The 24012-nt window shown below is 66.9% G+C and carries 25 protein-coding genes and 1 tRNA gene; 3 read left to right on the forward strand and 23 right to left on the reverse strand.

The window, feature by feature from the left end:
• Positions 1-185: 185 nt before the first annotated feature.
• The 16 genes from AC1DS0_RS02585 to AC1DS0_RS02660 form a co-directional block, all read right to left on the reverse strand.
• Positions 186-1232 (reverse strand): sulfate/molybdate ABC transporter ATP-binding protein, encoded by a 1047-nt coding sequence (locus AC1DS0_RS02585; protein ID WP_476812814.1) that lies wholly within the window; start codon positions 1230-1232, stop codon positions 186-188.
• A gap of 12 nt (positions 1233-1244) precedes the next feature.
• Positions 1245-2138 carry a sulfate ABC transporter permease subunit CysW gene (gene cysW, locus AC1DS0_RS02590; RefSeq protein ID WP_476812815.1) on the reverse strand — a complete coding sequence of 298 codons (894 nt, stop codon included), beginning with the start codon at positions 2136-2138 and terminating at the stop codon, positions 1245-1247.
• Positions 2131-2976 carry a sulfate ABC transporter permease subunit CysT gene (gene cysT / locus AC1DS0_RS02595; protein ID WP_476812816.1) on the reverse strand — a complete coding sequence of 282 codons (846 nt, stop codon included), beginning with the start codon at positions 2974-2976 and terminating at the stop codon, positions 2131-2133. Before cysT ends, cysW begins: the two co-directional genes overlap by 8 nt.
• Before the next feature lie 3 nt (positions 2977-2979).
• Entirely contained in the window at positions 2980-4017 is a 1038-nt protein-coding gene (locus tag AC1DS0_RS02600) for a sulfate ABC transporter substrate-binding protein (protein WP_476812817.1), read from the reverse strand.
• Positions 4018-4192: 175 nt separating this feature from the next.
• A complete protein-coding gene (cysG, locus tag AC1DS0_RS02605; protein WP_476812818.1) occupies positions 4193-5650 on the reverse strand; it encodes a siroheme synthase CysG in 1458 nt (485 codons plus the stop codon).
• On the reverse strand, positions 5647-5823 hold the full coding sequence (locus AC1DS0_RS02610) for a hypothetical protein (RefSeq protein ID WP_476812819.1): 177 nt from the start codon (positions 5821-5823) through the stop codon (positions 5647-5649). The genes cysG and AC1DS0_RS02610 overlap by 4 nt, the downstream gene beginning before the upstream one ends.
• 76 nt (positions 5824-5899) lie before the next feature.
• Complete coding sequence (locus AC1DS0_RS02615) at positions 5900-6418, reverse strand: DUF934 domain-containing protein (protein WP_476812820.1); 519 nt, start codon at positions 6416-6418, stop codon at positions 5900-5902.
• Positions 6405-8075, reverse strand: a complete 1671-nt coding sequence (locus tag AC1DS0_RS02620) for a nitrite/sulfite reductase (protein WP_476812821.1) — start codon at positions 8073-8075, stop codon at positions 6405-6407. The genes AC1DS0_RS02615 and AC1DS0_RS02620 overlap by 14 nt, the downstream gene beginning before the upstream one ends.
• Before the next feature lie 3 nt (positions 8076-8078).
• Complete coding sequence (locus AC1DS0_RS02625; RefSeq protein ID WP_476812822.1) at positions 8079-8432, reverse strand: DUF2849 domain-containing protein; 354 nt, start codon at positions 8430-8432, stop codon at positions 8079-8081.
• A gap of 172 nt (positions 8433-8604) precedes the next feature.
• Positions 8605-9300 carry a winged helix-turn-helix domain-containing protein gene (locus AC1DS0_RS02630; protein ID WP_476812823.1) on the reverse strand — a complete coding sequence of 232 codons (696 nt, stop codon included), beginning with the start codon at positions 9298-9300 and terminating at the stop codon, positions 8605-8607.
• Entirely contained in the window at positions 9297-12029 is a 2733-nt protein-coding gene (locus AC1DS0_RS02635; RefSeq protein ID WP_476812824.1) for a DUF4118 domain-containing protein, read from the reverse strand. The genes AC1DS0_RS02630 and AC1DS0_RS02635 overlap by 4 nt, the downstream gene beginning before the upstream one ends.
• Before the next feature lie 5 nt (positions 12030-12034).
• On the reverse strand, positions 12035-12616 hold the full coding sequence (gene kdpC, locus AC1DS0_RS02640; RefSeq protein ID WP_476812825.1) for a potassium-transporting ATPase subunit KdpC: 582 nt from the start codon (positions 12614-12616) through the stop codon (positions 12035-12037).
• Positions 12617-12638: 22 nt separating this feature from the next.
• Positions 12639-14675 (reverse strand): potassium-transporting ATPase subunit KdpB, encoded by a 2037-nt coding sequence (gene kdpB / locus AC1DS0_RS02645; protein ID WP_476812826.1) that lies wholly within the window; start codon positions 14673-14675, stop codon positions 12639-12641.
• A gap of 21 nt (positions 14676-14696) precedes the next feature.
• Positions 14697-16406, reverse strand: coding sequence for a potassium-transporting ATPase subunit KdpA (gene kdpA / locus AC1DS0_RS02650; RefSeq protein WP_476812827.1), 1710 nt, complete (start codon positions 16404-16406; stop codon positions 14697-14699).
• A 25-nt stretch (positions 16407-16431) separates the two neighbouring features.
• Positions 16432-16518 carry a K(+)-transporting ATPase subunit F gene (kdpF, locus tag AC1DS0_RS02655; RefSeq protein ID WP_126116082.1) on the reverse strand — a complete coding sequence of 29 codons (87 nt, stop codon included), beginning with the start codon at positions 16516-16518 and terminating at the stop codon, positions 16432-16434.
• 284 nt (positions 16519-16802) lie between these two features.
• Positions 16803-16964: a hypothetical protein gene (locus AC1DS0_RS02660; protein WP_159650421.1), complete on the reverse strand. Its 162-nt coding sequence runs from the start codon at positions 16962-16964 to the stop codon at positions 16803-16805.
• A gap of 147 nt (positions 16965-17111) precedes the next feature.
• Between AC1DS0_RS02660 and AC1DS0_RS02665 the strand changes: the two genes are divergently transcribed.
• Positions 17112-17555: a GFA family protein gene (locus AC1DS0_RS02665; protein ID WP_476812828.1), complete on the forward strand. Its 444-nt coding sequence runs from the start codon at positions 17112-17114 to the stop codon at positions 17553-17555.
• Position 17556: 1 nt separating this feature from the next.
• On the opposite strand, the gene AC1DS0_RS02670 is transcribed toward AC1DS0_RS02665, so the two are convergent.
• The 6 genes from AC1DS0_RS02670 to AC1DS0_RS02695 all read right to left on the reverse strand — a co-directional run bounded on the left by AC1DS0_RS02670 (position 17557) and on the right by AC1DS0_RS02695 (position 21657).
• Positions 17557-18627: a M48 family metallopeptidase gene (locus AC1DS0_RS02670; RefSeq protein ID WP_476812829.1), complete on the reverse strand. Its 1071-nt coding sequence runs from the start codon at positions 18625-18627 to the stop codon at positions 17557-17559.
• Between the two features lie 20 nt (positions 18628-18647).
• Positions 18648-19856, reverse strand: coding sequence for a DUF898 family protein (locus tag AC1DS0_RS02675; RefSeq protein ID WP_476812830.1), 1209 nt, complete (start codon positions 19854-19856; stop codon positions 18648-18650).
• Positions 19857-19998: 142 nt separating this feature from the next.
• Positions 19999-20430: an acyl-CoA thioesterase gene (locus tag AC1DS0_RS02680; protein ID WP_476812831.1), complete on the reverse strand. Its 432-nt coding sequence runs from the start codon at positions 20428-20430 to the stop codon at positions 19999-20001.
• Between the two features lie 76 nt (positions 20431-20506).
• On the reverse strand, positions 20507-20803 hold the full coding sequence (locus AC1DS0_RS02685) for a GNAT family N-acetyltransferase (RefSeq protein ID WP_476812832.1): 297 nt from the start codon (positions 20801-20803) through the stop codon (positions 20507-20509).
• Between the two features lie 124 nt (positions 20804-20927).
• Complete coding sequence (locus AC1DS0_RS02690) at positions 20928-21146, reverse strand: DUF2934 domain-containing protein (RefSeq protein WP_476812833.1); 219 nt, start codon at positions 21144-21146, stop codon at positions 20928-20930.
• Positions 21147-21294: 148 nt separating this feature from the next.
• Positions 21295-21657 carry a carboxymuconolactone decarboxylase family protein gene (locus AC1DS0_RS02695; protein WP_476812834.1) on the reverse strand — a complete coding sequence of 121 codons (363 nt, stop codon included), beginning with the start codon at positions 21655-21657 and terminating at the stop codon, positions 21295-21297.
• Between the two features lie 244 nt (positions 21658-21901).
• Here AC1DS0_RS02695 and AC1DS0_RS02700 point away from each other — a divergent pair, with 244 nt between their 5' ends.
• Positions 21902-22096 (forward strand): hypothetical protein, encoded by a 195-nt coding sequence (locus AC1DS0_RS02700; RefSeq protein WP_476812835.1) that lies wholly within the window; start codon positions 21902-21904, stop codon positions 22094-22096.
• 200 nt (positions 22097-22296) lie between these two features.
• On the opposite strand, the gene AC1DS0_RS02705 is transcribed toward AC1DS0_RS02700, so the two are convergent.
• Positions 22297-22386, reverse strand: a tRNA-Ser gene (locus AC1DS0_RS02705).
• Between the two features lie 397 nt (positions 22387-22783).
• Here AC1DS0_RS02705 and AC1DS0_RS02710 point away from each other — a divergent pair.
• Entirely contained in the window at positions 22784-23953 is a 1170-nt protein-coding gene (locus AC1DS0_RS02710) for a septal ring lytic transglycosylase RlpA family protein (protein ID WP_476812836.1), read from the forward strand.
• The last annotated feature ends 59 nt before the right edge of the window (positions 23954-24012 follow it).

Here is a 24012-nt window from a genome sequence, read left to right on the forward strand (position 1 = left end):
GCCGTCTCCTGTCGTCAGAACGCGTCAGGCGACAGGCATAACCCGCTCGGCACGCGAAAGGCGAGGGTGGCTTCGTCGCATGTTCCGCAAAAGTCGAAACCACCTTTGCGATCAGAACATGCACCAACATACAGATCTGTCGCGAATTCTGATCGCTCGGCCGGGACGGCTGAGCGGAATGCGCGCTAAGCCGCGGCGAAGAGATTGCCATGCGTGATGCGCAGCCGGATGCGCTCGCCGATCGCCGGCGCGACCTGGCTGGCGAGATCGACGTCGAGCCGTTTCGGCAGCCCTTCGACGGCGACCTCGGCACGGCGCAACGGCCCGTTGCGGCGCAGATGCTCGACCACGCCAGGGAGGGCGAGCGGCGCATCATCGACGATGCGCAGATGCTGCGGCCGGACGAAGAGCGAGGCCGGCCCGCCCTGGTTCTGCCGCAGGCCTCCGAGCACTGGCCGGTCCTGGAAGAAGGCCTGACTGCCGACGACCTTGACCGGCAGGTGGTTGGCGTCGCCGAGGAACTGGCAGACGAAGGGCGTCGCCGGATGGTCGTAGACATCGTCGGGCGAGCCGACCTGCTCGAGCCGGCCGTCAAGCAGGATCGCAACCCGGTCGGCGAGCTCCAGCGCCTCCTCCTGATCGTGCGTGACGAAGACGGTGGTGTGACCGGTGCGCTGGTGGAGCTGGCGCAACCAGGCGCGCAGGTCCTTGCGAACCTTGGCGTCGAGCGCGCCGAAGGGCTCGTCGAGCAAGAGGACGCGCGGCTCGATCGCAAGCGCCCGGGCGAGCGCGATGCGCTGGCGCTGACCGCCGGAGAGCTGGCTCGGATAGCGCTGCTCGAGGCCGGGCAGCTGGATGAGCTCCAGAAGATCGGAGACGCGCTTCTTGATCTCGGTCGGACTCGGCCGCTCGGCGCGCGGGCGTGACTTCAGCCCGAAGGCGATGTTCTCGGCGACGCTCATCGTCTTGAACAGCGCGTAGTGCTGGAAGACGAAGCCGATCCGGCGCTCGCGCAGCGAGAGCTCGCGGGTGTCGGTCTCGCCGAAGAGCACGCGGCCGCGCTCGGCCTGCTCCAGCGCGGCGATGACGCGCAGCAGCGTCGTCTTGCCCGAGCCGGACGGGCCGAGCAGCGCGACGAGTTCGCCCGGCTGGATGTCGAGCGAAACGCCGCGCAGAGCGGGGAAGTTCTGGAAGCGCTTCTCGACGCTTTCGATGGTGACTGCGACCGACATGGGCTCTTCCACTCAGTGACGACGGCTGGCGGCGATCGCGTCGGCGAAATGCCATTCCAGGACGGTTTTCAGGACGAGCGTGACAAGGGCGAGGCCCGCCAGCAGCGAGGCGACGGCGAAGGCGGCGGCGCCCATGTACTCGTTGTAAAGGATCTCGACATGCAGCGGCATGGTCGTGGTCACGCCACGGATCTTGCCGGAGACGACGGCGACGGCGCCGAACTCGCCCATGGCGCGGGCATTACAGAGCAGCACGCCGTAGAACAGGCTCCATTTCACGTTCGGCAGCGTCACCGTGAAGAAGGTACGCCAGGGCGAGGCGCCCAAGGTCAGCGCCGTCTCCTCGTCGGCCGAGCCGAGCGACTGCATGTGCGGGATCAGTTCGCGCGCGACGAAAGGGAAGGTGACGAAGATCGTCGCCAGCAGGATTCCCGGCACGGCGAAGATGATCTTCAGGTCGTTGGCTGCAAGCCAGGGACCGAAATAGCCCTGTGCGCCGAAGAGCAGCACGAAGACCAGGCCAGAGATCACCGGCGAGACCGAGAAGGGCAGGTCGATGAAGCTGATCAGCAAGCTCTTTCCGCGGAACTCGAACTTGGCGATCGCCCAGGCGGCCGCCAGTCCGATGATCACGTTGAACGGCACCGCGATCGCGGCGACGAGCAGGGTCAACCGGATTGCCGCCAACGCGTCGGGCTCGAGGATCGCCTCGCGATAGGCGTGCCAGCCACGCGCCCCGGCCTCGACGAAGACCGAGATCAGCGGCAGGAACAGGAAGAGGCAAAGGAAGATGAGCGAAACCGCGACCAGCATGACCTGGACGATGCGGGATTCGCCCTTGACGCGCCGCGCGGCGCGGGCGGGCGCGAGGTCCTCGATCTGATAGGGCAGGCTGGAGTCAGACATCGCCGAACCTCCGGCGGGCGCGAGCCTGGATCAGGTTGACCAGCAGGATCAGCGAGAAGGAGAGCAGGAGCATGATCGTCGCGACCACGGCCGCCCCGGCATAATCGAACTGCTCCAGCCGGATCACGATCAGCAATGGCGCGATCTCGGAGACCATCGGCACATTGCCAGCGATGAAGATCACCGAGCCGTATTCGCCGACGGCGCGCGCGAAGGCGAGGACGAAGCCGGTCAGCAGTGCCGGCAGCACCGGCGGCAGCAGCACAGTGAAGACAGTGCGCCAGCGGCTGGCCCCAAGCAGCGCCGCCGCTTCCTCGATATCGGCAGGCAGTTCCTCCAGCACCGGCTGGATCGTGCGCACGACGAAGGGCAGGCCGATGAAGATCAGCGCCACCATCACGCCGAGCGGCGTATAGGCGACCTTGATGTTGTAGGGGGCAAGCAAGCTGCCGACCCAGCCATTGGGCGCGTAGATCGCGGCGAGCGCGATACCGGCGACGGCCGTCGGCAGGGCGAAGGGCAGGTCCACCGCAGCGTCGATCAGGCGCCTGCCGGGAAAATCATAGCGGACGAGCACCCAAGCCAGGATCAGCCCGAAGACGGCATTCACCGTCGCGGCGAAGAAGGCCCCGAAGAAGGACAGCTTCAACGCGGCGAGCGTGCGTGGCGAGGTCGCCACCGCCCAGATGTCGGCCGGACCGGCGCTCGCCGCCTTGATGAAGAGCGCGGCGAGGGGGATCAGCACGATCAGCGACAGCGCCGTCACGGTGATGCCCAGCGCCAGGCCGAAGCCTGGCAGGATGCTGGGCTCGCGCCAGCGGAAGACTGCCGCCGTCATGGCTCAGCGCGCCGGCTTGTAGAGCTGGTCGAAGGTGCCGCCGTCACCGAAATGGGTGGGCTGCGCCTTGGCCCAGCCGCCGAAGCTCTCGTCGATAGTGACGAGCTCGACCTTCGGGAAGCGGGCGATGTCCTTGGGGTCGGCAGCTTCCGGATTGCGCGGACGGTAGTAGTTCTTGGCGATGATCGCCTGGCCCTTCGGCGTGTAGAGGAATTCGAGATAGGCCTGCGCCTCGGCGCGGGTGCCCTTGGTGTCGACATTGCCGTCGACGATCGCGACCGGCGGCTCGGCCAGGATCGAGAGCGAGGGCACGATGATGTCGAACTTGTCCTCGCCGAACTCCTTCAGCGCCAGGAAGGCCTCGTTCTCCCAGGACAGGAAGACGTCGCCGATCCCGCGCTGGGTGAAGGTCGTGGTCGCGCCGCGCGCGCCGGTGTCGAGCACCGGGACATTGCCGAGCAGCTTGCCGATATAGTCGCGGACCTTGGCCTCGTCCTTGTTGAAGGCTTTCTCCGCATAGGCCCAGGCGGCGAGATAGTTCCAGCGCGCGCCGCCCGAGGTCTTCGGGTTCGGCGTGATGATCTGCACGCCGGGCTTCACCAGGTCGCCCCAGTCCTTGATCGCCTTCGGATTGCCCTTGCGGACGAGGAAGACGATGGTCGAGGTGTAGGGCGAGGAGTTCTGCGGCAGACGCTTCTGCCAATCGAGCGGCAGCTTCTTCGAGCGCTCGGCGACGGCGTCGATGTCGCCGGCGAGCGCCAGCGTGAGTACGTCGGCATTGAGGCCATCGATCACGGTGCGGGCCTGCGCACCCGAGCCGCCATGCGACTGCCGGATCGTGCTGATCTTCTTGGCGTTCTTGCCGTTCCAGTCTGCGATGAAGGCCGTATTGATCTCGCGATAGAGCTCGCGGGTCGGATCGTAGGAGACGTTGAGCAGCTCGGTCTGCGCGCGCGCACCGCTGATCACGCCGAAGCAGACGGCGAAGGCTCCGAGCGCCAGACCGGCTTGCAGCAAGCGGTGAAGTCTCTGTCGCGTCATCTCAGTGCTCCGTGTCGGACAGTTCAGAAAACCGCGTGAACGGCTCAAAAAACTGTTCTGAAAAACAAACAGAACGTACTGAATTGGCGGTCATCGCTCAACTAGCGGGGGCAGTAGAGCTCTTCCAAACTTTTCGCGCCAGAGAGAAAACGCATCTCCGGCGGTTTGGTTCATTTCAGCCGTGCGCCAAATTTCCGCTCGCTGCAGCCGGCAGCGCGGCGCCCATGGCGTGGCCGATCAGGACGAGAACCGGCCCCCGGCTCGGAAGCTCGCCGAGCCGCTCCGGCAGCTGAGCGATCGTGCTGGCGATGCGCGTTTCCGCCGGGGTGGTGGCGCCGAGCACTGCGATCGCCGGCGTCGCCGGATCGAGCCCGGCGGCGAGCGCCTTCTCACGGAACAGCGGCAGAGTGGCACGCGCCATATAGAGCACCGTGGTCGCGGCGGGGTCGGCGAGAGCCTTCCAGTCGAGATCCTGCGGCAGCTTGCCGTCGCGGGCATGGCCAGTGACGAATTGCAGCCGGCGGGCATGGTCGCGATGGGTGAGCGAGAGGCCGAGCGAAGCGGCCGCGCCCTGCGCCGCCGAGATGCCCGGCACGATCGCGACCGGGATGCCGGCACGCTGGCAGGCCTCTATCTCCTCGCCGGCGCGGCCGAAGATGCCGGGATCGCCACCCTTCAGGCGGACGACATGCTTGCCCTGGCCGGCGAGCGAGACCAGCATCGCATTGATGTCGTCCTGCTTCACCGCCGGACCGTAGCCCTGTTTGCCGACCAGCATGCGCTTGGCCTCGCGCCGCGCGAGCTCGAGCACGCCTGCCGAGACGAGGTCGTCATAGAGGATGATGTCGGCGCTCTGCAGCGCGCGGATCGCCTTCAGCGTCAGCAATTCCGGATCGCCCGGCCCTGCGCCGACCAGCGTGACCCGGCCGTTCGTCGTGCCGCCGCGCTCGATCTCGTCGAGCGCGCTGGAGAGGCTGTCCCGATCGCTCTCGTCAGGCCGGCGCTGCGGCTCGGCGAGGGCACGGCTGGTGAAGCGCTCCCAGAAATCGCGGCGCAGCGGAAAGGCGAGCTCGCGTGCCTTGACCATTGGGCGCCAGTCATGCGCCGCCTGCGCCCAGGCCTTGAGGCCCGCAGGCAGAAGCGCCTCGATCTTGGCGCGAATCGCCTGGCCGAAGACGGGGGCAGCGCCATCGGTCGAGATCGCGATCACGAGCGGCGAGCGGTTGACCAGCGAGCCGAAGGCGAAATCGCAGAACTCGGGCTTGTCGACGATGTTGACCGGCACGCCGCTCTGCCGTGCGGCAGCGGCAAAGGCCTTGGCTTCGTCGAGGGACTCGATGTCGGCGATGGCGAGCGCGGCGCCGTCGAGATCATCAGCCTGCCAGGCGCGCGGCAGCACCGTCACCGAACCGGCCGGCGGGTCGGCAGCGAGGCCAGCGAAGACCTCCGGCCGATCGCCAGCGAGGATCAGCAGCTCGGAGCCGGCAGCGGCGAGCAGTTCAGCCTTCCAGAGCGCGCCCTCGCTCGCGCCCGCGAGCACGACCTTGCGCCCTTCCAGCTTGTGGAAGAGCGGCAGGGTGGCGAGCCGGTCGATCCGGCGCGGGGCGGTTGTCTCCGGGCGTCTTGCACTCATCGTTGCGTCGCTGCGGCCTTCACATCGAGTTGCGTCCGGGTGTCGCCCGCAGGTGGCATGAACAGCCACAGACCGGCAAGCACCAGGATGATAAGCCGGAAGCAAAGATCGAACCAGCGCTCGCGCGGAGCGGGAACGGACTGGCTGATGGCACGGTCGATGTCGGTCAGCATGGCTTCCTCCCATTCATCGTCGCTGTGGCGATCGGCCGGCCGTCGCAGGCTGGATTGGGCCGAACCGTGCATCGTCTCAGCCCGCCGCGGCATGCTTCAGCCGGGCCGAACGGCGCCGGTCGAGGATGTTGCCGCTGTCGCCATAGCCGCGCTGGTAGCCATGGCTGATCTGGCCGAGCGCGTTGACCCATTGCTCGACCGGCTGGCGCGCGGCACTCGCCTCCGGCAGTTCGACCTCGTCGAAACCGCAGGCGAGGGCATAGGCGAACTGGTCGGCGATCAGCGGGCCGCTGGCGCGCAGCGTGCCGGTGAAACCGTGATTGCGGATCAGTCGCGCCAGACTGAAGCCGCGCCCGTCGCCGAAGGAGGGGAAGCTGATCGCGATCAGCGAGAGCTGCCGCATCAGGAGCTTGAGCTCGGGAATGCGCACGGTGTTGGGGATGACGACACCGATGCGCTGGTCGCGCGTCTTCTGCGCCAAAGCCTCCGGAAGCGCCGCCCAGTCGACAAGCGCATGCGAGATATTGTCGATCGCCGCGCCTTCGCTGCGCGTCCAGATCTCGGCCTTGGCGCCGTGACGATCAAGCAACGGCATGGCTGACCTCCTGAAAGGCCGCCTTGAACGGCGCAAGGCCGATGCGGCGGACATTGTCGATGAAGCTCTCGCCGGCCTGGCGCTGCGCCAGATAGACCGCGACGATGCGCTCGATCGCATCCGGCACGTCCTCCGCCGCCAGGCCGGGGCCGAGGATCTCGCCGATCGCGGCGTTCTCGGTCGCGTCGCCGCCGAGCGTGATCTGGTAGGATTCGATGCCGCGCTTCTCGAGGCCGAGAATGCCGATATGGCCGACATGGTGGTGGCCGCAGGCATTGATGCAGCCGGAGATCTTGATGTTGAGCACACCAATCTCCTTCTGCCGGGTGGGATCGGCGAAACGTTGCGCCAGCGCCTGCGCGATCGGGATCGAGCGGGCCGTTGCCAAGGCGCAATAATCGAGGCCGGGGCAGGCGATGATGTCGGTGATCAGCCCGGCATTCGCCGTTGCAAGCTCGGCCTCGCCGAGGCGCTGCCAGACAGCGAACAGATCCGACAGCTTAACATGCGGCAGGACCAGGTTCTGCGCATGGGTGACGCGGATCTCAGACAGCGAGAACTCGTCCGCCAGATCGGCGACGACCCGCATCTGCTCGCTGGTGGCATCGCCCGGAGGCGCACCGATCGGCTTCAGCGAGATCGTCAGGGCGGCATAGCCCGGCTGGCGGTGCGGCGTGAGGTTGGTCTCGACCCAGCGGGCGAAATCGGGATTGCCGGCCCTGGCCGCCTCGAAGGCACCGCTGGTCGCCGGAAGCGTTTCATAGGCCGGCGGCGCGAAATAGGCGGCGATGCGCGCGACCTCGGCTGGATCGGCATTGACCGAGGGGCCGTCGAGCCGGGCGAACTCCTCCTCGACGCGACGGGAGAACTCCTCAGTGCCGATCTCGTGGACGAGGATCTTGACCCTGGCCTTGTACTTGTTGTCGCGCCGGCCTTCGAGATTATAGACCCGCATGACCGCCTCGAGATAGGCGAGCAGGTCGGCCTTGGGCAGGAATTCGCGCACGACCTTGCCGATCATCGGGGTGCGGCCGAGGCCACCGCCGACGATGACCTCGTAGCCGATCGCGTGCGTGTCGGGATGGCGCAGGATGCGCAGGCCGATATCATGCGCCTTGATCACGGCGCGGTCGTGCTCGGCGCCGGTGACCGCGATCTTGAATTTGCGCGGCAGGTAGTCGAACTCGGGATGCAGGCTCGACCATTGCCGGATCAATTCGGCGGTCGGGCGCGGATCCTCGATCTCGTCCTGGGCGACGCCGGCGAAATGGTCGGCAGTGACATTGCGGATGCAATTGCCCGAAGTCTGGATCGCGTGCATCTCGACATCGGCGAGCAGGTCGAGAATATCCGGAATGTCGCGCAGCTTCGGCCAGTTGAACTGGAGATTGGTGCGCGTGGTGAAATGGCCGTAGCCGCGATCATAGCGCTCGCCGATCAGCGCAAGCTGGCGCATCTGCTTTGAGGACAGCGTGCCGTAAGGCACCGCGATCCGCAGCATATAAGCATGCAGCTGCAGATAGACGCCGTTCTTCAGGCGCAGCGGCTTGAACTCGTCCTCGGTCAGCGAGCCGTTCAGCCGGCGACCGACCTGGTCGCGAAACTGCGCGACGCGCTCGCGGACAAAGCGTTCGTCGAACTCGTCGTAACGATACATGCGTCAGGCTCTCAGAAAAGCTTGGGCGAGCGGCAATTCGGCCTGCTTGCCGAGATCGCGCCGGATGCTGGGGCCGGTCGTCTTCATCCGCTCGCGGTAATGACGCGGCACCGGCACGCCATCCTCGATCGCGACATCGACGAGATAGGCGTCGACAACATGCTGGTTGCCGAGCTCTGCGGCGGCGAAGGCGTCGAGCCGATCGGCGGTCGCATCGTCATCGCCGACCAGCGCCGCACCGGGATCGCGCGACCAGTGCAGGCCTTTGGCATCGCCGGCCGCGAAGACGACGTCGCCATCGAGCAGGTCGTTGGCCAGCAGGATCACCGGCAGGGCAGGGCGCTTGGCGGCAGCCATGAATGATGCTCGCTACGTTCGCTATTACGAACGTTTTACATAAGGCAGCGGCCTTCGAGCATCAATTCACGTCTGGTAGTGTGATTTTTCTTATTCCCGTTCAAAAAGAGGAAATCTCTCTTCGGAGCGCTGCAATCGGATGTGCGGCTGGAAAAATCCTGCTGCGGCGGCCTCAGACCAGCCCGCCCAGCCGATAGCCCACACCCGGTTCGGTCTCGATCAGCTTCGGCTCGGCCGGATCGTCCTCGAGCTTTTGCCGGAGCTGGCCGACGAAGACGCGCAAATACTGCACATCGTGCTCATGCGCCGGCCCCCAGACCGCAGTGAGGATCTGCTTGTGGGTCAGCACCCGGCCATTGCCCTGGGCCAGGCAGGCGAACAGGTCGTATTCCTTTGGCGAGAGCTTCACTGCCACGCCACCCTTGTTGATCCGGCGGTTGACGAGATCGATCTCGACATCACCGACTTGCAAGGCCGGCTCCGAGCCCTGGCGTTCGAGGCGATGGCGCAGCGCGACGCGCAGGCGCGCCAGCAACTCGCCGACGCCGAAGGGTTTCTCGACATAGTCGTCGGCGCCGGCGTCGAGCGCGTCGATCTTCTCGGTCTCCCGGTCGCGGGCGGAGAGGATGATCACCGGCCCGTCATAGAAGGCGCGCGCCTTGGCGAGCGCCTCCTTGCCGTCCATGTCGGGCAGGCCGAGATCGAGCACGACGGCATCAGGCGGCTTGCGGGCGATCTCGCGCAGGCCGGTGGTGGCATCGTCGGCCCGGATCGGCTCATAGCCAGCGGCGTCGAGCGCCGGGCCGAGGAAGCGGTGAATCTGCGGCTCGTCGTCGATGACGAGGATGCGCGGGCGAAAGGCGGTCATGGCTGCGAACTCTTGCTCTCTGCGCCCGCAATGTCCTTGCGCAGGCTGATCAGGATTCGGGTGCCGCCCTTGCTGCCGTCCGGGCGGTCATGGATCGGGCTGGCGGCGGCGATGCGCCCGCCCATGGCCTCGACGAAGCCCTTGGCGATGGCGAGGCCGAGGCCTGCCCCCTTGCCGCGCTCGCCGCCGCGATCGATCGATTCCTCCAGCCGCCGGAACTTCTCGAAGACGCGCTCCAGCTCCGCGGTCGGGATACCTCGGCCCTCGTCCTCGATCGAGATCACGACATTGCCCCGATCCTCATAGGCGGCCGCCTCGATCAGGGCGCCGTCCTCGCTATAGGCGATAGCGTTCTCGAGGATGTTGACCAGCACCTGTTCGAGCAGGCCGGCATCGGCCCTGACGAGCGAGAGCTCGGCTGGGAAGTCACGCTGGACCTGGCGCTGGCCGAGCCGGCGCGAGATGCGCGAAAGCGCCGCTGCGATCACGTCGCGGACATCGATCCAGTCGCGCCGCGCCACCAGCGCCCCGCCTTCGAGCCTGGTCATGTCGAGCAGGTCGCCGACATAGCGGTTCAGGCGCTCGGCCTCCTCGCGGATCGAGAGCAGAAGATCGTCGCGCACGGCGGGCCGCATGCCCTCGCCAAAATCGATCAGCGTCGTCGCCGAGCCGAGCACGGTGGCGAGCGGCGTGCGCAGATCATGGCTGACCGAGTTGAGCAGGGCCGAGCGCAGGCGGTCGCTGCGGCGCAGCGCCTCGGCATCGACAGCGGCAGCGGCGAGCTCGGCGCGTTCGATCGCGATCGCGCCCTGATCGAGCAACGCCAAAGCGAAGCGGGCGTTCTCGGCCGTCGCCAGCGCCTTCGGCTCGAAGCCGACGACGCCGGAGCGGGCCCGCACGCCCTGCAATGGTCGGAAGGTCCAGGCGACGTTCGGCAAGGTGCCGGTGCCCGCGCCAGCCGGCTCGCCGCGGTTCCAGGTCCAGCGGGCCGCGGTCATATCGGCGGTCGAGAGCACATCGAGCTCAGGGGCGCCGGCTGCGGGAGCGATCTCGCCGTTGACCGGCAGCAGCACCACGACCTTGCCGGAGGTCGCGGCCGAGACCTGCTCGGCCAGGATCGAGGCGACGTCCTCGCGACGGGCCGCGGCCGAGAGTCGGCGGCTGGCGGCGAGCAAGGCGGTGATCGCCGAAGCGCGCCGCGCCGTCGCCTTCGCCTGGTCGCGGATCCGCCCGGTCAGGCCGCCGGTGGTCAGCGCTACCGCGAAGAAGACGAGGAAGGTCAGCACATCCGCCGGGTGGCCGATCCAGAAGGACAGCCGCGGCTCCAGAAAGAAGAAGTTGTAGGCAAAGGCCGCGAGCGCCGCCGCCGTCACAGCCGGCCAGAGCCCGAAGGCAAGGCCGGCGCCGAGCACGCTGACCATGAACAGCATGGCGAGATTGACGTTCTCGACCCGCTTGTCGATCAGCTCGGCGAGACCGATCACGGCCCCGACCATGGCGATCGCGCCGAGATGGGCGAGCCAGCTGAACCCGGCGGGCGACGTGGTCGGGCTCGCAGGCTGAACCGGGCCGCTCGTCACCTCGGTGATGATGTGCAGCGCCGCACCATTCTGCGCCTTCAGCAATTCCGGCGCGAGCGAGCGATGGAACCAACCGCGCCAGCCCTTGCGATGCGATTTGCCGACGACGATCTGGGTGACGTTGTTGCGCCGCGCATAGTCGAGCACGGTGCCGACCAGATCGTCCCCGTTCAGCACCACGCCGGCGCCGCCGAGCTGTTCGGCCAGCTTTAGCGCTTCCGCTAGATGGGCGCCCCGGCCGGCATCCGGTTCCGAGCCACTGGGCCGCTCGACATAGGCGACGGTCCACGGCGCATCCATCATCATGTCGGAGAGGCGCCGCCCGGCCCGGACCAGCGACCCGGCCATGGCATCCGGGCCGATCAGCACGAGGATGCGCTCGCCCGCCGCCCAGGGACCCTCGACGCCGGCGCGCTTCATCGCCTGGCTGAGCTGGTCGTCGACCGTCTGGGCTGCGCGCCGCAGCGCCAGCTCGCGCAGCGCCGTCAGGTTCTCCGGCTTGAAGAAATTGCCGGCGGCAAGCCGCGCCGTCTCGGGGACGTAGACCTTGCCCTCTTCCATGCGCTGGCGGAGTTCGGTCGGGGTGATGTCGATCAGCTCGATCTCGTCGGCGCGGCTGAGGGCACTGTCCGGCACCGTCTCGCGCTGGCGCACGCCGGTGATCTTCCAGACCACGTCGACCAGGCTTTCGAGATGCTGGACGTTGAGGGTGGTCCAGACGTCGATGCCGGCCTGCAGCAGTTCCTCGACGTCCTGCCAGCGCTTGGGATGGCGGCTGCCAGGAGCGTTGGAGTGAGCGAATTCGTCGACCAGCAGCAGCCTCGGCTTCAGCGCGAGGGCCGCGTCGAGATCGAACTCCATCATCAGCCGGCCGCGATGCTCGAGCGGCCGGCGCGCCATCACCTCGAGCCCGTCGAGCAGGCTTTCAGTCTCGTGGCGGCCATGCGTTTCGACCACGCCGACGAGGACTTCGCCATGCTCCTTCTGGGCGCGCCGACCTTGCGTCAGCATCTCGTAGGTCTTGCCGACGCCCGGCGCCATCCCGAGAAAGATCTTCAGCCGGCCACGCTTGCCGCGGCCGGCTGAAGCCAGCAGGGCGTCGGGGTCGGGCCGCCCTGCCTCACGGAACTGGGATTCGTCGGTTGCCATCGAACCTAACGTTGAGCGCGCGGCCAGCGCGCGTCGAGTGCCAAATTGACGGCGAGCACATTGACGCGCGACTCGCCGAGCAGGCCGAAGGTCGAGCCTTCGGTGTTGGCCGCGATCACGGCCTGAACCTCCGCTGCCGGAGCCTTGCGGGCCGCGGCGATACGGGGGACCTGCCGGGCCGCATTGGCCGGCGAGACATGCGGGTCGAGACCCGAGGCCGAGGTGGTGACGGCATCGACCGGGATCGGCTCCTTGCTCTCAGTACGCAGAGCCTCGGCGTCGGCCTTGATGCGGGTGGCAAGATCCTCGTTCAGCGGCCCGAGATTGGAACCCGACGAGCCCGAGGCATCATAGCCGTCCTTGCCGGCAGCCGAGGGGCGGGGCCGCAGATAGGCCTCGTCCTTGAAGTTCTGCCCGATCCAGCGCGAGCCGACGATCTCGCCGGAGGCGTTGCGGATCATCGAGCCGCCGGCCTGCGCCGGAAACAGCGCCTGCGCCAGCCCGGTGACGCCCAGCGGGTAGGCGAAGCCGAGCAGGGCAGTGAAGAGGACCATCGAGACGATGGCGGGGCGAAGATTGGCGATCATGACCTGTGTCCTGTTCTGACCATCACGCGAGCCCGAAGGCCGCGACGATGAGATCGATCAGCTTGATGCCGACGAACGGCGCGATCAGCCCGCCGATGCCGTAGAGGGTGAGGTTGCGCGAGAGCAGCTTGGCCGCACCGATCGCCCGGTAGCGCACGCCGCGCAGTGCCAGCGGAATCAGCGCGACGATGACGAGCGCGTTGAAGATCACCGCCGAGAGGATGGCACTCTGCGGGCTCGCCAGTCCCATGATGTTGAGCGCGCCGAGCGCCGGCAGCGAGGCGACGAAGAGCGCCGGGATGATGGCGAAGTACTTCGCGACATCGTTGGCGATCGAGAAGGTGGTGAGCGCGCCGCGGGTGATCAGCAATTGCTTGCCGACCTCGACGATCTCCAGAACCTTGGTCGGGTCGCTGTCGAGATCGACCATGTTGCCGGCCTCGCGCGCCGCCTGCGCGCCGGTCTGCATGGCGACGCCGACATCGGCCTGAGCGAGGGCAGGGGCGTCGTTGGCGCCGTCGCCGCACATGGCGACGAGCCGGCCCTTGGCTTGCTCAGCGCGGATGATCCGCAGCTTGTCCTCCGGCGTCGCTTCCGCAAGGAAGTCGTCGACGCCGGCCTCCGAGGCGATCGCCGCGGCGGTGACGGGGTTGTCGCCGGTGATCATCACCGTGCGCACGCCCATGCGACGGAGATCGGCGAAGCGCTCCTTGACGCCGGGCTTCACGACGTCCTTGAGATGGATCACGCCGACCAGCGCGCCGTTTTCGCTGACGGCGAGCGGCGTGCCGCCCGAGCGGGCGATGCCGTCGACCGCCTGGCGCAATTCCGCCGGCACCTGGCTCTCCGTGAGGTCGAGCGTCCTGATCACCGCGTCGACCGCGCCCTTGCGCCAGGACTTGCCATCGAGATCGAGCCCCGACTGGCGCGTGGTGGCGCTGAACGGGATGGTGGTCGCTCCCGCCGGAACCTCGGCAGTGACGCCCTGGTTGCGGGCGAGCTCGACGATCGAGCGGCCTTCCGGCGTCTCGTCGGCGAGCGAGGCCATCAGCGCGGCCCGCAGTGCCGCATCGGGGCGCACGCCGGGGACCGGGATCACCTCGACCGCCATGCGGTTACCGAAAGTGATCGTGCCAGTCTTGTCGAGCAGCAGCGTATCGACGTCGCCGGCGGCCTCGACGGCCCTGCCTGAGGTCGCCAGAACATTCACTTTCAGGAGCCGGTCCATGCCAGCGATACCGACAGCGCTGAGCAGGCCACCGATCGTGGTCGGGATCAGCGTGACGAAGAGCGCGCCCAGCACCATCGGGTCGAGCGAGACGCCGGAGAAGGCCCCGAGCCCGGTCAGGGTGACGACCGCGATCAGGAAGACCAGGGTCAGGCCGGCGAGCAGCACGGCGAGCGCCAGCTCGTTCGGGGTCTTGCGCCGATCGGCGCCCTCGACCATCGCGATCATGCGATCGAGGAAGGACGAGCCCGGCCGCGAGGTCACGCAGACCTTGAGCCAGTCGGAGACGACCGTGGTACCGCCGGTGACGGCCGAGCGGTCGCCGCCGCTCTCGCGGATCACCGGAGCGGATTCGCCGGTGATCGCAGCCTCGTTGACCGAGGCGACCCCCTCGATGATCTCGCCATCGGCGGGGATGACGTCACCGGCCTCAACCAGGACGATGTCATCAGGCGCGAGTTCGTGAGCCGGCGTCGGGATCATCGCATTGCGCGAGGCGTCGATGATCAGCTTGGCCTTGGTGGTGACGCGGGTGGCGCGCAGCGAATCGGCCGCCGCCTTGCCGCGTCCTTCGGCGATCGCCTCGGCGAAGTTGGCGAAGACGACGGTCAGCCAGAGCCAGATCGCGATCTGGATCGGGAAGCCCGCAGCCTGGCCATTGGCGATCGCGACGCTGGCCGAGACGGTAGCGAGCGCAGCCACCACCTCGGTCGCGAGGATGACCGGGTTCCCGGTCAGCTTGCGCGGGTCGAGTTTACCGAAGGCGCTTTTCAGCGCCGTCAGCACGATGGCCTGGTTGAAGGCGCTGGATTTGGCGAGTGAGACACTCATCGAACGAGTTCCTTTGTCGGCTTAGCGAGCAGCCGCAAGCACTTGGAAGTGCTCGACGATCGGCCCGAGCGCGAGCGCGGGGAAGAATTGCAGGCCGCCCAGGATCAGGATGATGCCGATGAGCAGGCCGACGAAGAGCGGGCTATCGCTCGGCAGCGTGCCGGCTGTCGGCGCGAGCTTCGGCTTGGCCGCGATGGCGCCCGCCATGGCGATCACCGGGACCATGTAGGCGAAGCGGCCGAGCAGCATGGCGATGCCGAGCGTGGTGTTCCACCAGGGCGCGTTGGCGGTGAGGCCGGCATAGGCCGAGCCATTGTTCCCCGTCGCCGAAGAATAGGCGTAGAGGATCTCTGTGAGCCCGCGTGGTCCCTTGTTCAGCAGCCCCTCGAGCGCGACCGGCAGCACGGCGGCGATGGCCGAGAAGCCGAGGATGGCGAGCGGCAGGATCAGCACCGCCAGCATGGCGAACTTGATCTCGCGGGCCTCGACCTTCTTGCCGAGATATTCCGGCGTGCGCCCGACCATCAGGCCGGCGACGAAGACCGAGAGCAGCGCCATCACCACCATGCCGTAGAGGCCGGAGCCGGCACCGCCGGGGACGATCTCGCCGAGCTGCATCAGGAACATCGCGACGCCGCCGCCGAGCGGCATGAAGGAGCCGTGCATCGCATTGACCGAGCCGTTGGCGGTGCCGGTGGTCTGGGCCGCCCAGGCGGAGGAGGAGGCGGCGCCGAAGCGCACTTCCTTGCCTTCCATGTTCGCCGGCGCGTCGGTGATGCCGGCTGCGACCATGGCCGGCTGCGGCGTCAGCGTTTCCGAGGCATAGATCGCCGCGGCGCCAACGCTGAGCAGGATGACCATCGCCGCGATCAGCGCGCGCGCCTCCTTGCGAGCGCCGGCGATGCGCCCGAAGGCGACGACGGTGGCGAAGGAGATCGCATTCAGCGAGATGACTTCGATCAGGTTGGTCAGCGGCGTCGGGTTCTCGAGCGGATGGGCCGAGTTGACGTTGAACAGGCCGCCGCCATTGGTGCCCCATTGCTTGATCGCTTCCTGGCTGGCGACCGGGAAGAGGGCGATGATCTGGTCGGCGCCTTCGAGCGTCTTGGCGGTGACGTTGGCGAGCAGGCTCTGCGGCACGCCGGCGGCAACGAGCGCGAGCGCAGTGACGATCGAGACCGGCAGCAGCAGATAGAGGGTGTTGCGGGTCACATCGACCCAGAAATTGCCGAGCGTCTCGCCGCGGTCGGCGGCAAAGGCGCGCGCCACGGCGGCCGCAACCGCAAGCCCAACCGCGCCCGAGACGAAGTTCTGCACGGTCAGCCCCGCCATCTGGCTGAGGCTGCTCATCGTGGTCTCGCCGCCATAGGACTGCCAGTTCGTGTTGGTGACGAAGCTGACCGCCGTGTTGAAGGCGAGATGCGGCGACAGGCCGTCAAAGCCCTGCGGGTTGAGCGGCAGCAGGTTCTGGAAACGAAGCTGCAGATACAGCAGCACAAAGCCTGCGGCGCTGAAGGCGAGAACGGCGGCGGCATAGCCGAGCCAGTTCTGCCCCTTGTTGCGGTCGACGCCGAGCGCGGCGTAGAAACCGGCCTCGACCGGCTTCAGTATCAGGTCGAGCGGGGTTTTCTCGCCCGCCCAGACGCGCGCCATATAGATTCCGAGTGGCCAGCCCACAGCCACTGTCAACGCGATCGTAAAGACGATCTCGGCCCAGCCCCGCCAATCCATGCGAGGTCTCCTTTTTAAGGTTGTGTCAGAAGCGGTCGGGGCGCAGCAGCGCGGCGACCATGTAAATTGCGAGCCCGAGGGCTGCGGCGGCATAGAGCAAGGTCAGGCCCATGGCGTCAGACCTTGCGCAGCAGCGCTGCGTACCAGCCGAAGAGCGCGAAGGCCCCGGCTCCGAGCGCGAGAAAGACGATATCGGCCATGACGGATCTCCAGCCTGGTTTCAGACCGGAGATGTGGTGCCGCCCCTGCTAAGCGGTCGAGCCGGAAGGGCAGGCGGGAGCATAAGGGCCGCGTAAAGATGCCCGGAGCGGGCCACGCGAGAACCTTGGCGCACGCGACACAGCATCGACTGCGCGACGAAGTCAGAAGGAGACTTGGATATTGGAAGAAGAAGCGTCAGCTCGCCGCTTCCAAGCCCACGATGGCGAGGAAGCCCGATAGCGCCAGGCCCGCCCAGAAGAAGTCGTTGAGAACGCCCTGCAGGGGCGCGGCCCCCATGGTCACCGCAGACAGGCCGCCGGCCAGGAACAGCGCCGACGCCGCAACAAGGCTGTTCATGATGTCCTCCCGCATTTTGGCTTCGAACACGGTGGGAGCGATTCCGTTCCCTCGATTCGATGCGGTATCAAATCAGTTGTTTTGATAGGTTCTATCGCACGCCTATGATTGCCGTGATGTGACAACGCACGAAGGGAACCAATTGGCATGACATATCGCTGGAATGGCGGCTGTCATTGCGGCGCGATTGCTCTCGAATTGGCGCTGCCGCGCCCGCCCGAGGAGGAGATCGTCGGCGCCTGCCAGTGCTCCTTCTGTCGCAAGCACAATGCCCGGACGGTTTCCGATCCCAAGGCGCAGGCCCGGCTGGTCGTGCACGAGCCGGCAGAACTCCAATGCTATCGTTTTGGGCTCGAAGCCTCGCAGGTCGTCCTCTGCCGCCGCTGCGGCGTCTACATCGCCATGCTGATGGCCGAGGACGGAAAGGCCTGGACCACGATCAATATCGATGCGCTCGACGAGCGCGCTCGCTTCACCAGGCCTGCCGAGCCACGCGATTTCAGCGGCGAGGCACTCGAGGGGCGGCGCGAACGCCGCAAGGCGCGCTGGACGCCGACCGAGCTGGTCGGCTGGCCGGACAGGAGCGAGTAGGTCACCCAGTCGCACAGACACTCTTGAGCGCCTGCCATTCCGCATCGGTGAGGATAGGCGGCCCTGCCGTCTCCGGCGCCGCCCGCTTCATCCGCTCCAGCCTTTCGCTGCTGACGGGATGGCTGTCGATGATCGTCGTCTTGCCGCCATTTCCCGTGATGCGGACCAGGAATTCGCCGAGCGGTGCCGGCGAGCGGCCGAGCTGCGTCATCGCCCGGATCGCGAAGTCGTCGGCGGCCGTCTCGGCCTCGCGCGAATGGGAGGCGTCGAGCAGGGTGCGCGACGCGAAGATCACGGCGCCGCTGCCGGTGATGTCGCCGAAGAGCAGGCCGAACAGGAAAGAGGTGCCGCCGGTCCGGATGACTCCGCGCAGTCCGTCGCGATGCTCGGCATGGCCGATCTCGTGCGCGATCACCCCGGCGATCTCGTCCGGATCGCGCGCCCGCTGCAGCAATCCTTCGAACAGATAGATCCGTCCGCCCGGCAAGGCGACTGCGTTCGGGATGGGTGAGGACAATATCTGCGCTTCGAGCGGGATGGCGCTGCCGCCGGCGACTTTCAGCGCATCCACCATCTTGGTGAAGGCGCGCTGGCCTTCTGCGCCGGTACAGTGCTTGCCGCCCATCAGCGCCCGAATTTGCTTGTCGACAGCATCACCGAGGCGCTGTTCTACCGAGACCGGAACGATCGGAGCGAGCCGGTCGGCAACCAGCGGAATGCCGTAGAGCGTCATCAGTACGATGGATGCGGCAGCGGCAAGTGACCAGGCGACGATCCGCACCGCCTGGCCGCCACCGCGATCCTGATCGAGCGCGGTACAGCGTGCCATTAGCAGGCGCTGGACCGCCTCGTCCTCGATCTCCAGCCGGGCTTGCGCCGCCGATAGCGACGTCAGCCTCAGGCTGCGGCTGCCATCAACGCGCCTGATGTCGTCATAGCGCCAAGTCGCCAGCACGATATCGTGCTCGGCGATGTCGAGTTGTGCGCCGAGCCGCAGCTCGACCTGCCGCTTGCGGCTGGAAATCCCGTCATAATAGACGGCCGGGTGGGTGCCATCGCGGATCGCACTCATCGCAGGGCAGAACTCCGCGCTCAGAATCCGGCGACATCCAGCCCGTCGGCAAGGCCTTCGCCGACAGCGCCGACAATCTCGCCCTGGCCAGCGACGTCGGCGGCGGCTGCAAGGTTATGGACGATCGTGCTCTGCGCGACGAGCCTCCAGACATCTCGGTTGAGATAGAGTCGAATGACTGCGCCGACAGCAAGGGCGGCGAGCAGATAGCCGATCACAAAGAGCGCCAGCATCGCCGGATGCTGCGATGCCGTAAGGAAGCGCTCCTGACTGTTGTCACCTGTCGCAATGAGCGGAGAGACGAACAGGAACGCCCCTGTGCACCAGAGCGCGAATAGAAGCAGAAAAAGTGACGCCCAGCCGATCACTTTCCAGTAGCAGCCATTCAACCCGTCGGCTGCAAGGTTCGACTCGAAGCGGACCTCACCGAAACGCAGTCCTGACACCCACCAGCGCCATTCGATCGCTTTGAAGGCCGCGTACACAAAAGGCGACAGTACGGTGAAGAGCACAATCAGGATCAACGGCAGCAAGGCATCCGACCGGCTGGCCGGCGGGGCAACGATCGGGATGGCGAAGATGATCACCACCGCGAGCAATGCCGCGAGCCAGAGCCCCCAAGCCCGCTTGAAGAAGTCGCCACCGGTGCCGTCGAAGCGCCCCTGCAGGCTACCATAGGCGGTATGGCGCATCTTGAAGCATTCGAGCGCGGCCAGCCGCCAGGGCAGTGCAAGCCCGAGCGAAACGATGACCAGCAGCCACCAGAGACCCGAGCGCCAGCTATAGCTCCAGCCCGAGCCGCCCATCGAGAAGCGCAGGCCGCGCCAGAGCGTGCGGGTCACGCGATAGCGACGCGCCCGGTAGCGGGCGAATTCGGTGAACAGGTAGAAGAAGACGATGAGCGGGAGGCTGGCGAAGGCCTGCAGTCTCTCGGCTTCAAGGCCGATCAGGAAATAGGCGAGATAGACCGGCACCAGGATTGCCAAGGCAATCAGGAAACCGATCAAGAGCTCCTTTGCCCGCCCGGTATATTCGGCCGGGTCGCCACCGACTGACGTATGAGACCAGAGATGGCGACGGATATCGGTCGCCAGCCAGAAGCGGTAGAAGCCGAAGGTGACGAGCTCCAGCAGGGCGCCGCGCGTCACGAGCTTGCGGAAAACCGGGCGTTCGCCCGAGAACGCGACCTGGTCGGCCGGCAAAGCCGGGTTGGCAACGACTTGATGCATGTCTGTCACAGCTCCGGCGACAGAATCGGGCCGCTCGACGAACTGCCCCCCGCATCACCTTCGCTGACGACGTTTGGGCATGCAACCATGAGTTACATCCAGCCGCAATCTGAACGTCGCTGGCTCTGGAGCCAAAGCCGCGTTACCCCGCACTCGGTGGCGTCAGTGCGAGCAGTTGCTGCCGTACCGCCTCGGAGAACGGCTTTGCCTTGCGCGTCGCCTCGTCCATCTGGACCATCACCGTGATGCCGCTGGCAACGCAGCGCTCGCCCTGGAAGATCGCCTGCTCGAGCCGGACCGAACTGCGGCCGACGGAGGCAACACGCGTGCCGATCTCGACCTCGCCGGGCCAGAGCAGCTCCGCCCTGAAATCCATCTCCAGCCGGGCGATGACGAAGGCCGTCCCCGGCTCGACCAGCCGGCGAGTGCGATCATAGATCAGCTCGACGCGCCCGGTCTCCAGGAAGGTCGAGAACACCGCGTTGTTGATGTGACCCTGGCGGTCGGTGTCGCCGTAGCGCAGTTTGTCCTGCGCCCGCAGCGGGAAATCGGTGATGGCGAGTTCGTCCGGCATGGCAGGCCCCGTTCTGTGACGGAGCCTTCAAACGCGATCGGCCGGCGTGAGGCAAGCCGAGACGGACGAGGGCCCCTCAGGCCAGCACGTCGCGGTAGTCGGGATGGCGATGCGCCCAGGCGGCGACGAAGGAGCAGCGCGGCACCACGCGCCGCCCGCTGGCCCGCGCGATCCTGAAGATGCCCTCGGCCAGTTGCGAGCCGATGCCGCGCCCGTTGAAAGCCGGCGGAACCTCGGTATGGGTGACGACGATCCGGTCGCCGTCGCCACGATAGACGGCAAAGGCCCGCCCGCCCGGGAAGTCCAGCTCGAAACGCCCGGTCTCAGGCCGTTCGACGACCTCGGCCCGGTCAGCCTCCATATGCTGCGTCATGCCTCGCCTCCGCTCACACCTTCGACCACAATGTGGGCGTGGCGCCACCGCTTGTCTTCGGTTGCGATCATGCGGAGGGCGAATGGCAGGGCTGCGGGCGAACCACAGCCCCGCAGGACTTGGGTCAGGACAGCCATTCCTGCTCGCGGCGGCGGGCGCGCTCGCCCTTGAGCTCGTCCTCAGCACCGTGATCGACGGTCTCCTCGCTGCGGTTGCGGAAGGTCCAGATCGCCTTCGCCGCCTCCCAGTGCTCGTGATCGCGGCCTTCCGGCTGTCCTTCTTCCATCCAGAGCGCATGGGCGATCTTCCGGATCTCGCGCTCGGCCTTGCCAGTATGACTCATCTCGTCCTCCTGGTTCCCTTGCGGTCGACAAGGAAACGACGGAACGCCATGGGCGTTCCGCGCTTCCAGGGGCATCTTGCCACGGCAATATGGCGCTCGCATGAGCCCCATCGGAGGCAGGTGACGGCTCCTTCGGGAGAGGCCGGCTTTATTCGGCCGCCGCCGCCGGGGCAGGGGCCGTCATCTGCTCGAAGCAGTCGAGAGTGCGCGCGGAATAGACCAGCGCCGCACCGGCATTCATCGCGATCGCGACGCCGAGCGCCTCGGCGATCTCCTCGCGGCTGACCCCGGCCTTGATCGCCGCATCGACATGGCTCGTGATGCAGCCGTCGCAGCGCGTGGTGACGGCGACGGCGAGCGAGATCAATTCGCGCGTGCGGGCGTCCAGATGCGTGGTCTTGGCCGCCCCGCCGGCGAGCGCGACATAGCCGCGAAGCGCGTCCGGCGCAGCCTTGCCGAAATCACCGACGCGGCCCTTCAGCTCGGTGCGATAAGTGGTCCAATCCAGCATGGTGCTGCCCTCCGTCGTGAGATCGGCCCGGTGATCGGCCGGCGACGATTGTTAGGCAGAGGGGCAGGTACGCGCCAGTCTCGGGCGGGTATCGAAGAGCCGAGCGAACCTTGCGCTTCCGTCGTGAGACGGTGCCGGCGCTTGTTCTGGGCGGGGGGGCGCCATGCGCATGCTTGAAGAAAGCGAACCCCACCCCAAATGCCGATGAAAGGGTGCCATCGCCTCCTGTGAAGCGGAGCTCGCCATGAACCAAGAGAAGCTGAAGCAATTCCGCAAGCAATCGATCGAGAAGGCCCTGCGTGCCGGGCTCCCTGCCTATTTCCTCGACGAATGCGAGGATGAGGGGGTGATCCGGGTCAGGCCTGGCGGCGCAGCCGAGCGGATCATCATCCTGCAGGGCCGGGCACAGGTTCAGCCCTTCGAATGCCGGGCCTGCTGAGCGGCGAACCTCGATCGTCCAGCATCAAGACTACCCGACAAGACGAAGAAGGCGGCGCCGGAGCGCCGCCTTTACATTGTGCGGACAGGACTGCTCTTCGACAGCCAGACCGCGATCTCTGAAGGCTTCAGACTCGCGCTTCGAGTTTCCCGCCTCCTGCGGCAAAGCAGGAGACCGGCGCGTCGTGCTCTAAGCATAAATGGCGGAAGGGGTGGGATTCGAACCCACGGTGGGCTTGCACCCACGGCGGTTTTCAAGACCGCTGCCTTAAACCACTCGGCCACCCTTCCGGCGCCCCGTCATTGCCGTTCCCAGCCGATTTTTGCAAGCCGCATGCGGAACGATCATGGCAATCTTTGCCCCGACTCCGGAGAATACGCGCATTTTCAAGAGTTTGCGGTGAGGCTCCGTCCATCTCGTCAAGCCGCGCCATGAAGCCCGCTCGGGCGTTGCGGCTGGGTCACGCTCCACCGAAAAATGGCGACGGAAAGGTGGCGGATTGACAGTTGCCGCATTTCCGACACCTTTATGCCCGCCCAAGGGCAGCGCTGGGTTTCCGTTGACGGTCATGCGTTCGCGCTGCCGCCGCTTAACGATCCCTTAATGGAATTGGTCGAAAACTGCGACCTTGCCACGATGGTGGCTTGGGCGGCGCAGCGTTTTTGGCGCGACGAACAGGAATGCGGCATGATGCGAGGCACGAGCGCAGCGGCGGAGACCTCCTCTGTGGCCGAGTCCGGCGACGCCCCTCGTAGCTCATCGTCCTCCCTGTCCACGGCGACCCGCCTCGGCTGTGTCGTGCTGGCCGGCCTGTTTCTCGCCAACTGCGCCAACAATCAGGTCGCCCGCCGCGGCAAGTCGAAAGAGATCGGCGCCTTCCCGTCCTCGAAATACGGCCCCGCCAGCGCCCGCGTCGTCGAGGATGGCCAGCCGGTGCCGAAGGGCGGCGGCCGCGAGCTGATCGGCCGCAGCTACACCGTCGCCGGCAAGCGCTACACCCCTTACGAGAAGCCGGTCGGCTACACCGCCGTCGGCACCGCCTCCTGGTACGGCGAGGCCTTCCATGGCCGGCGCACCGCCAATGGCGAAGTCTATGATCGCATGAGCATCAGCGCCGCACATCCGACCATGCCGCTGCCGGCCTATGCCCGCGTCACCAACGTCACCAACAGCCGCTCGATCATCGTGCGCGTCAACGATCGTGGCCCGTTCCATGGCGGCCGTGTCATGGACGTCTCGCAGAAGACCGCCGATGCGCTCGCCTTCCGGCATCTCGGCACGGCACGCGTCAAGATCGAGTATCTCGGCCAGGCCTCGCTCGCCGGCTCCGACGACCAGATGCTGCTCGCCTCGCTGCGCACGGACGGCTCGGCGGCCTCGATCCCGGGCCAGAGCAGCCGGACGATGATCGCGAGCGCTGCATCTCAGGTCGATCTCGGCCGCTCCGCCGGGCCGGATCTCGACGACGAAGCCGCCAGGCCAGCTCCCGCCCCGACGCCGGTCCGCACTGAGCCTGCGCCGGTCGAGGCGCAGCCCGTCGTTCAAGCCTATGCTCCCGAGCAGCCGCGCACCATCGCCGCGCAGAGCCCGATCGTCGCCAGCGTCGCGACCGCGCCCACCGCGGCAGGCGTCCCGATCAGCGGCGTCCGCCTGCCGCCGTCCCGGCCCTTCGATCTCGGTGCCGCCGGCCATGCCGGCAAGCCGGTCCTGGGCTTGCGTCCGAATGTGACGACGCCGCTGCCAGTGCCGCGCATCGCCAGCCTCCCTGCCGCCACCGAAAAGGCATCGGCCCTGCGTCTTGCCAAGGGCTCGCCGCTGTCCACCGGCGCGAAGCAGCAGCCGCTGGCGCGGAATTGATCCTGCTCCGGGCTTGACCGCCCGGACTGGCGCATCATCTGATCTCGATATGACGCAAG

It is taken from the genome of Allobosea sp. P4_H5, assembly GCF_056400825.1.

Excerpts from the sequence above, each read along its gene's own strand:
- AC1DS0_RS02695 (WP_476812834.1), bottom strand. The coding sequence starts at position 21,657 with ATGCTGGATTGGACCACTTATCGCACCGAGCTGAAGGGCCGCGTCGGT.
- AC1DS0_RS02675 (WP_476812830.1), bottom strand. The coding sequence starts at position 19,856 with ATGCATCAAGTCGTTGCCAACCCGGCTTTGCCGGCCGACCAGGTCGCG.
- AC1DS0_RS02710 (WP_476812836.1), top strand. The coding sequence starts at position 22,784 with ATGATGCGAGGCACGAGCGCAGCGGCGGAGACCTCCTCTGTGGCCGAG.
- kdpA (WP_476812827.1), bottom strand. The coding sequence starts at position 16,406 with ATGGATTGGCGGGGCTGGGCCGAGATCGTCTTTACGATCGCGTTGACA.
- AC1DS0_RS02685 (WP_476812832.1), bottom strand. The coding sequence starts at position 20,803 with ATGACGCAGCATATGGAGGCTGACCGGGCCGAGGTCGTCGAACGGCCT.
- AC1DS0_RS02625 (WP_476812822.1), bottom strand. The coding sequence starts at position 8,432 with ATGGCTGCCGCCAAGCGCCCTGCCCTGCCGGTGATCCTGCTGGCCAAC.
- AC1DS0_RS02620 (WP_476812821.1), bottom strand. The coding sequence starts at position 8,075 with ATGTATCGTTACGACGAGTTCGACGAACGCTTTGTCCGCGAGCGCGTC.
- cysG (WP_476812818.1), bottom strand. The coding sequence starts at position 5,650 with ATGAGTGCAAGACGCCCGGAGACAACCGCCCCGCGCCGGATCGACCGG.
- AC1DS0_RS02700 (WP_476812835.1), top strand. The coding sequence starts at position 21,902 with ATGAACCAAGAGAAGCTGAAGCAATTCCGCAAGCAATCGATCGAGAAG.
- AC1DS0_RS02635 (WP_476812824.1), bottom strand. The coding sequence starts at position 12,029 with ATGGCAACCGACGAATCCCAGTTCCGTGAGGCAGGGCGGCCCGACCCC.
- AC1DS0_RS02630 (WP_476812823.1), bottom strand. The coding sequence starts at position 9,300 with ATGACCGCCTTTCGCCCGCGCATCCTCGTCATCGACGACGAGCCGCAG.
- cysW (WP_476812815.1), bottom strand. The coding sequence starts at position 2,138 with ATGTCTGACTCCAGCCTGCCCTATCAGATCGAGGACCTCGCGCCCGCC.
- AC1DS0_RS02665 (WP_476812828.1), top strand. The coding sequence starts at position 17,112 with ATGACATATCGCTGGAATGGCGGCTGTCATTGCGGCGCGATTGCTCTC.
- AC1DS0_RS02680 (WP_476812831.1), bottom strand. The coding sequence starts at position 20,430 with ATGCCGGACGAACTCGCCATCACCGATTTCCCGCTGCGGGCGCAGGAC.
- kdpF (WP_126116082.1), bottom strand. The coding sequence starts at position 16,518 with ATGGGCCTGACCTTGCTCTATGCCGCCGCAGCCCTCGGGCTCGCAATT.
- AC1DS0_RS02660 (WP_159650421.1), bottom strand. The coding sequence starts at position 16,964 with ATGAACAGCCTTGTTGCGGCGTCGGCGCTGTTCCTGGCCGGCGGCCTG.
- AC1DS0_RS02670 (WP_476812829.1), bottom strand. The coding sequence starts at position 18,627 with ATGAGTGCGATCCGCGATGGCACCCACCCGGCCGTCTATTATGACGGG.
- kdpB (WP_476812826.1), bottom strand. The coding sequence starts at position 14,675 with ATGAGTGTCTCACTCGCCAAATCCAGCGCCTTCAACCAGGCCATCGTG.
- AC1DS0_RS02615 (WP_476812820.1), bottom strand. The coding sequence starts at position 6,418 with ATGCCGTTGCTTGATCGTCACGGCGCCAAGGCCGAGATCTGGACGCGC.
- AC1DS0_RS02610 (WP_476812819.1), bottom strand. The coding sequence starts at position 5,823 with ATGCTGACCGACATCGACCGTGCCATCAGCCAGTCCGTTCCCGCTCCG.
- AC1DS0_RS02600 (WP_476812817.1), bottom strand. The coding sequence starts at position 4,017 with ATGACGCGACAGAGACTTCACCGCTTGCTGCAAGCCGGTCTGGCGCTC.
- cysT (WP_476812816.1), bottom strand. The coding sequence starts at position 2,976 with ATGACGGCGGCAGTCTTCCGCTGGCGCGAGCCCAGCATCCTGCCAGGC.
- AC1DS0_RS02690 (WP_476812833.1), bottom strand. The coding sequence starts at position 21,146 with ATGAGTCATACTGGCAAGGCCGAGCGCGAGATCCGGAAGATCGCCCAT.
- AC1DS0_RS02585 (WP_476812814.1), bottom strand. The coding sequence starts at position 1,232 with ATGTCGGTCGCAGTCACCATCGAAAGCGTCGAGAAGCGCTTCCAGAAC.
- kdpC (WP_476812825.1), bottom strand. The coding sequence starts at position 12,616 with ATGATCGCCAATCTTCGCCCCGCCATCGTCTCGATGGTCCTCTTCACT.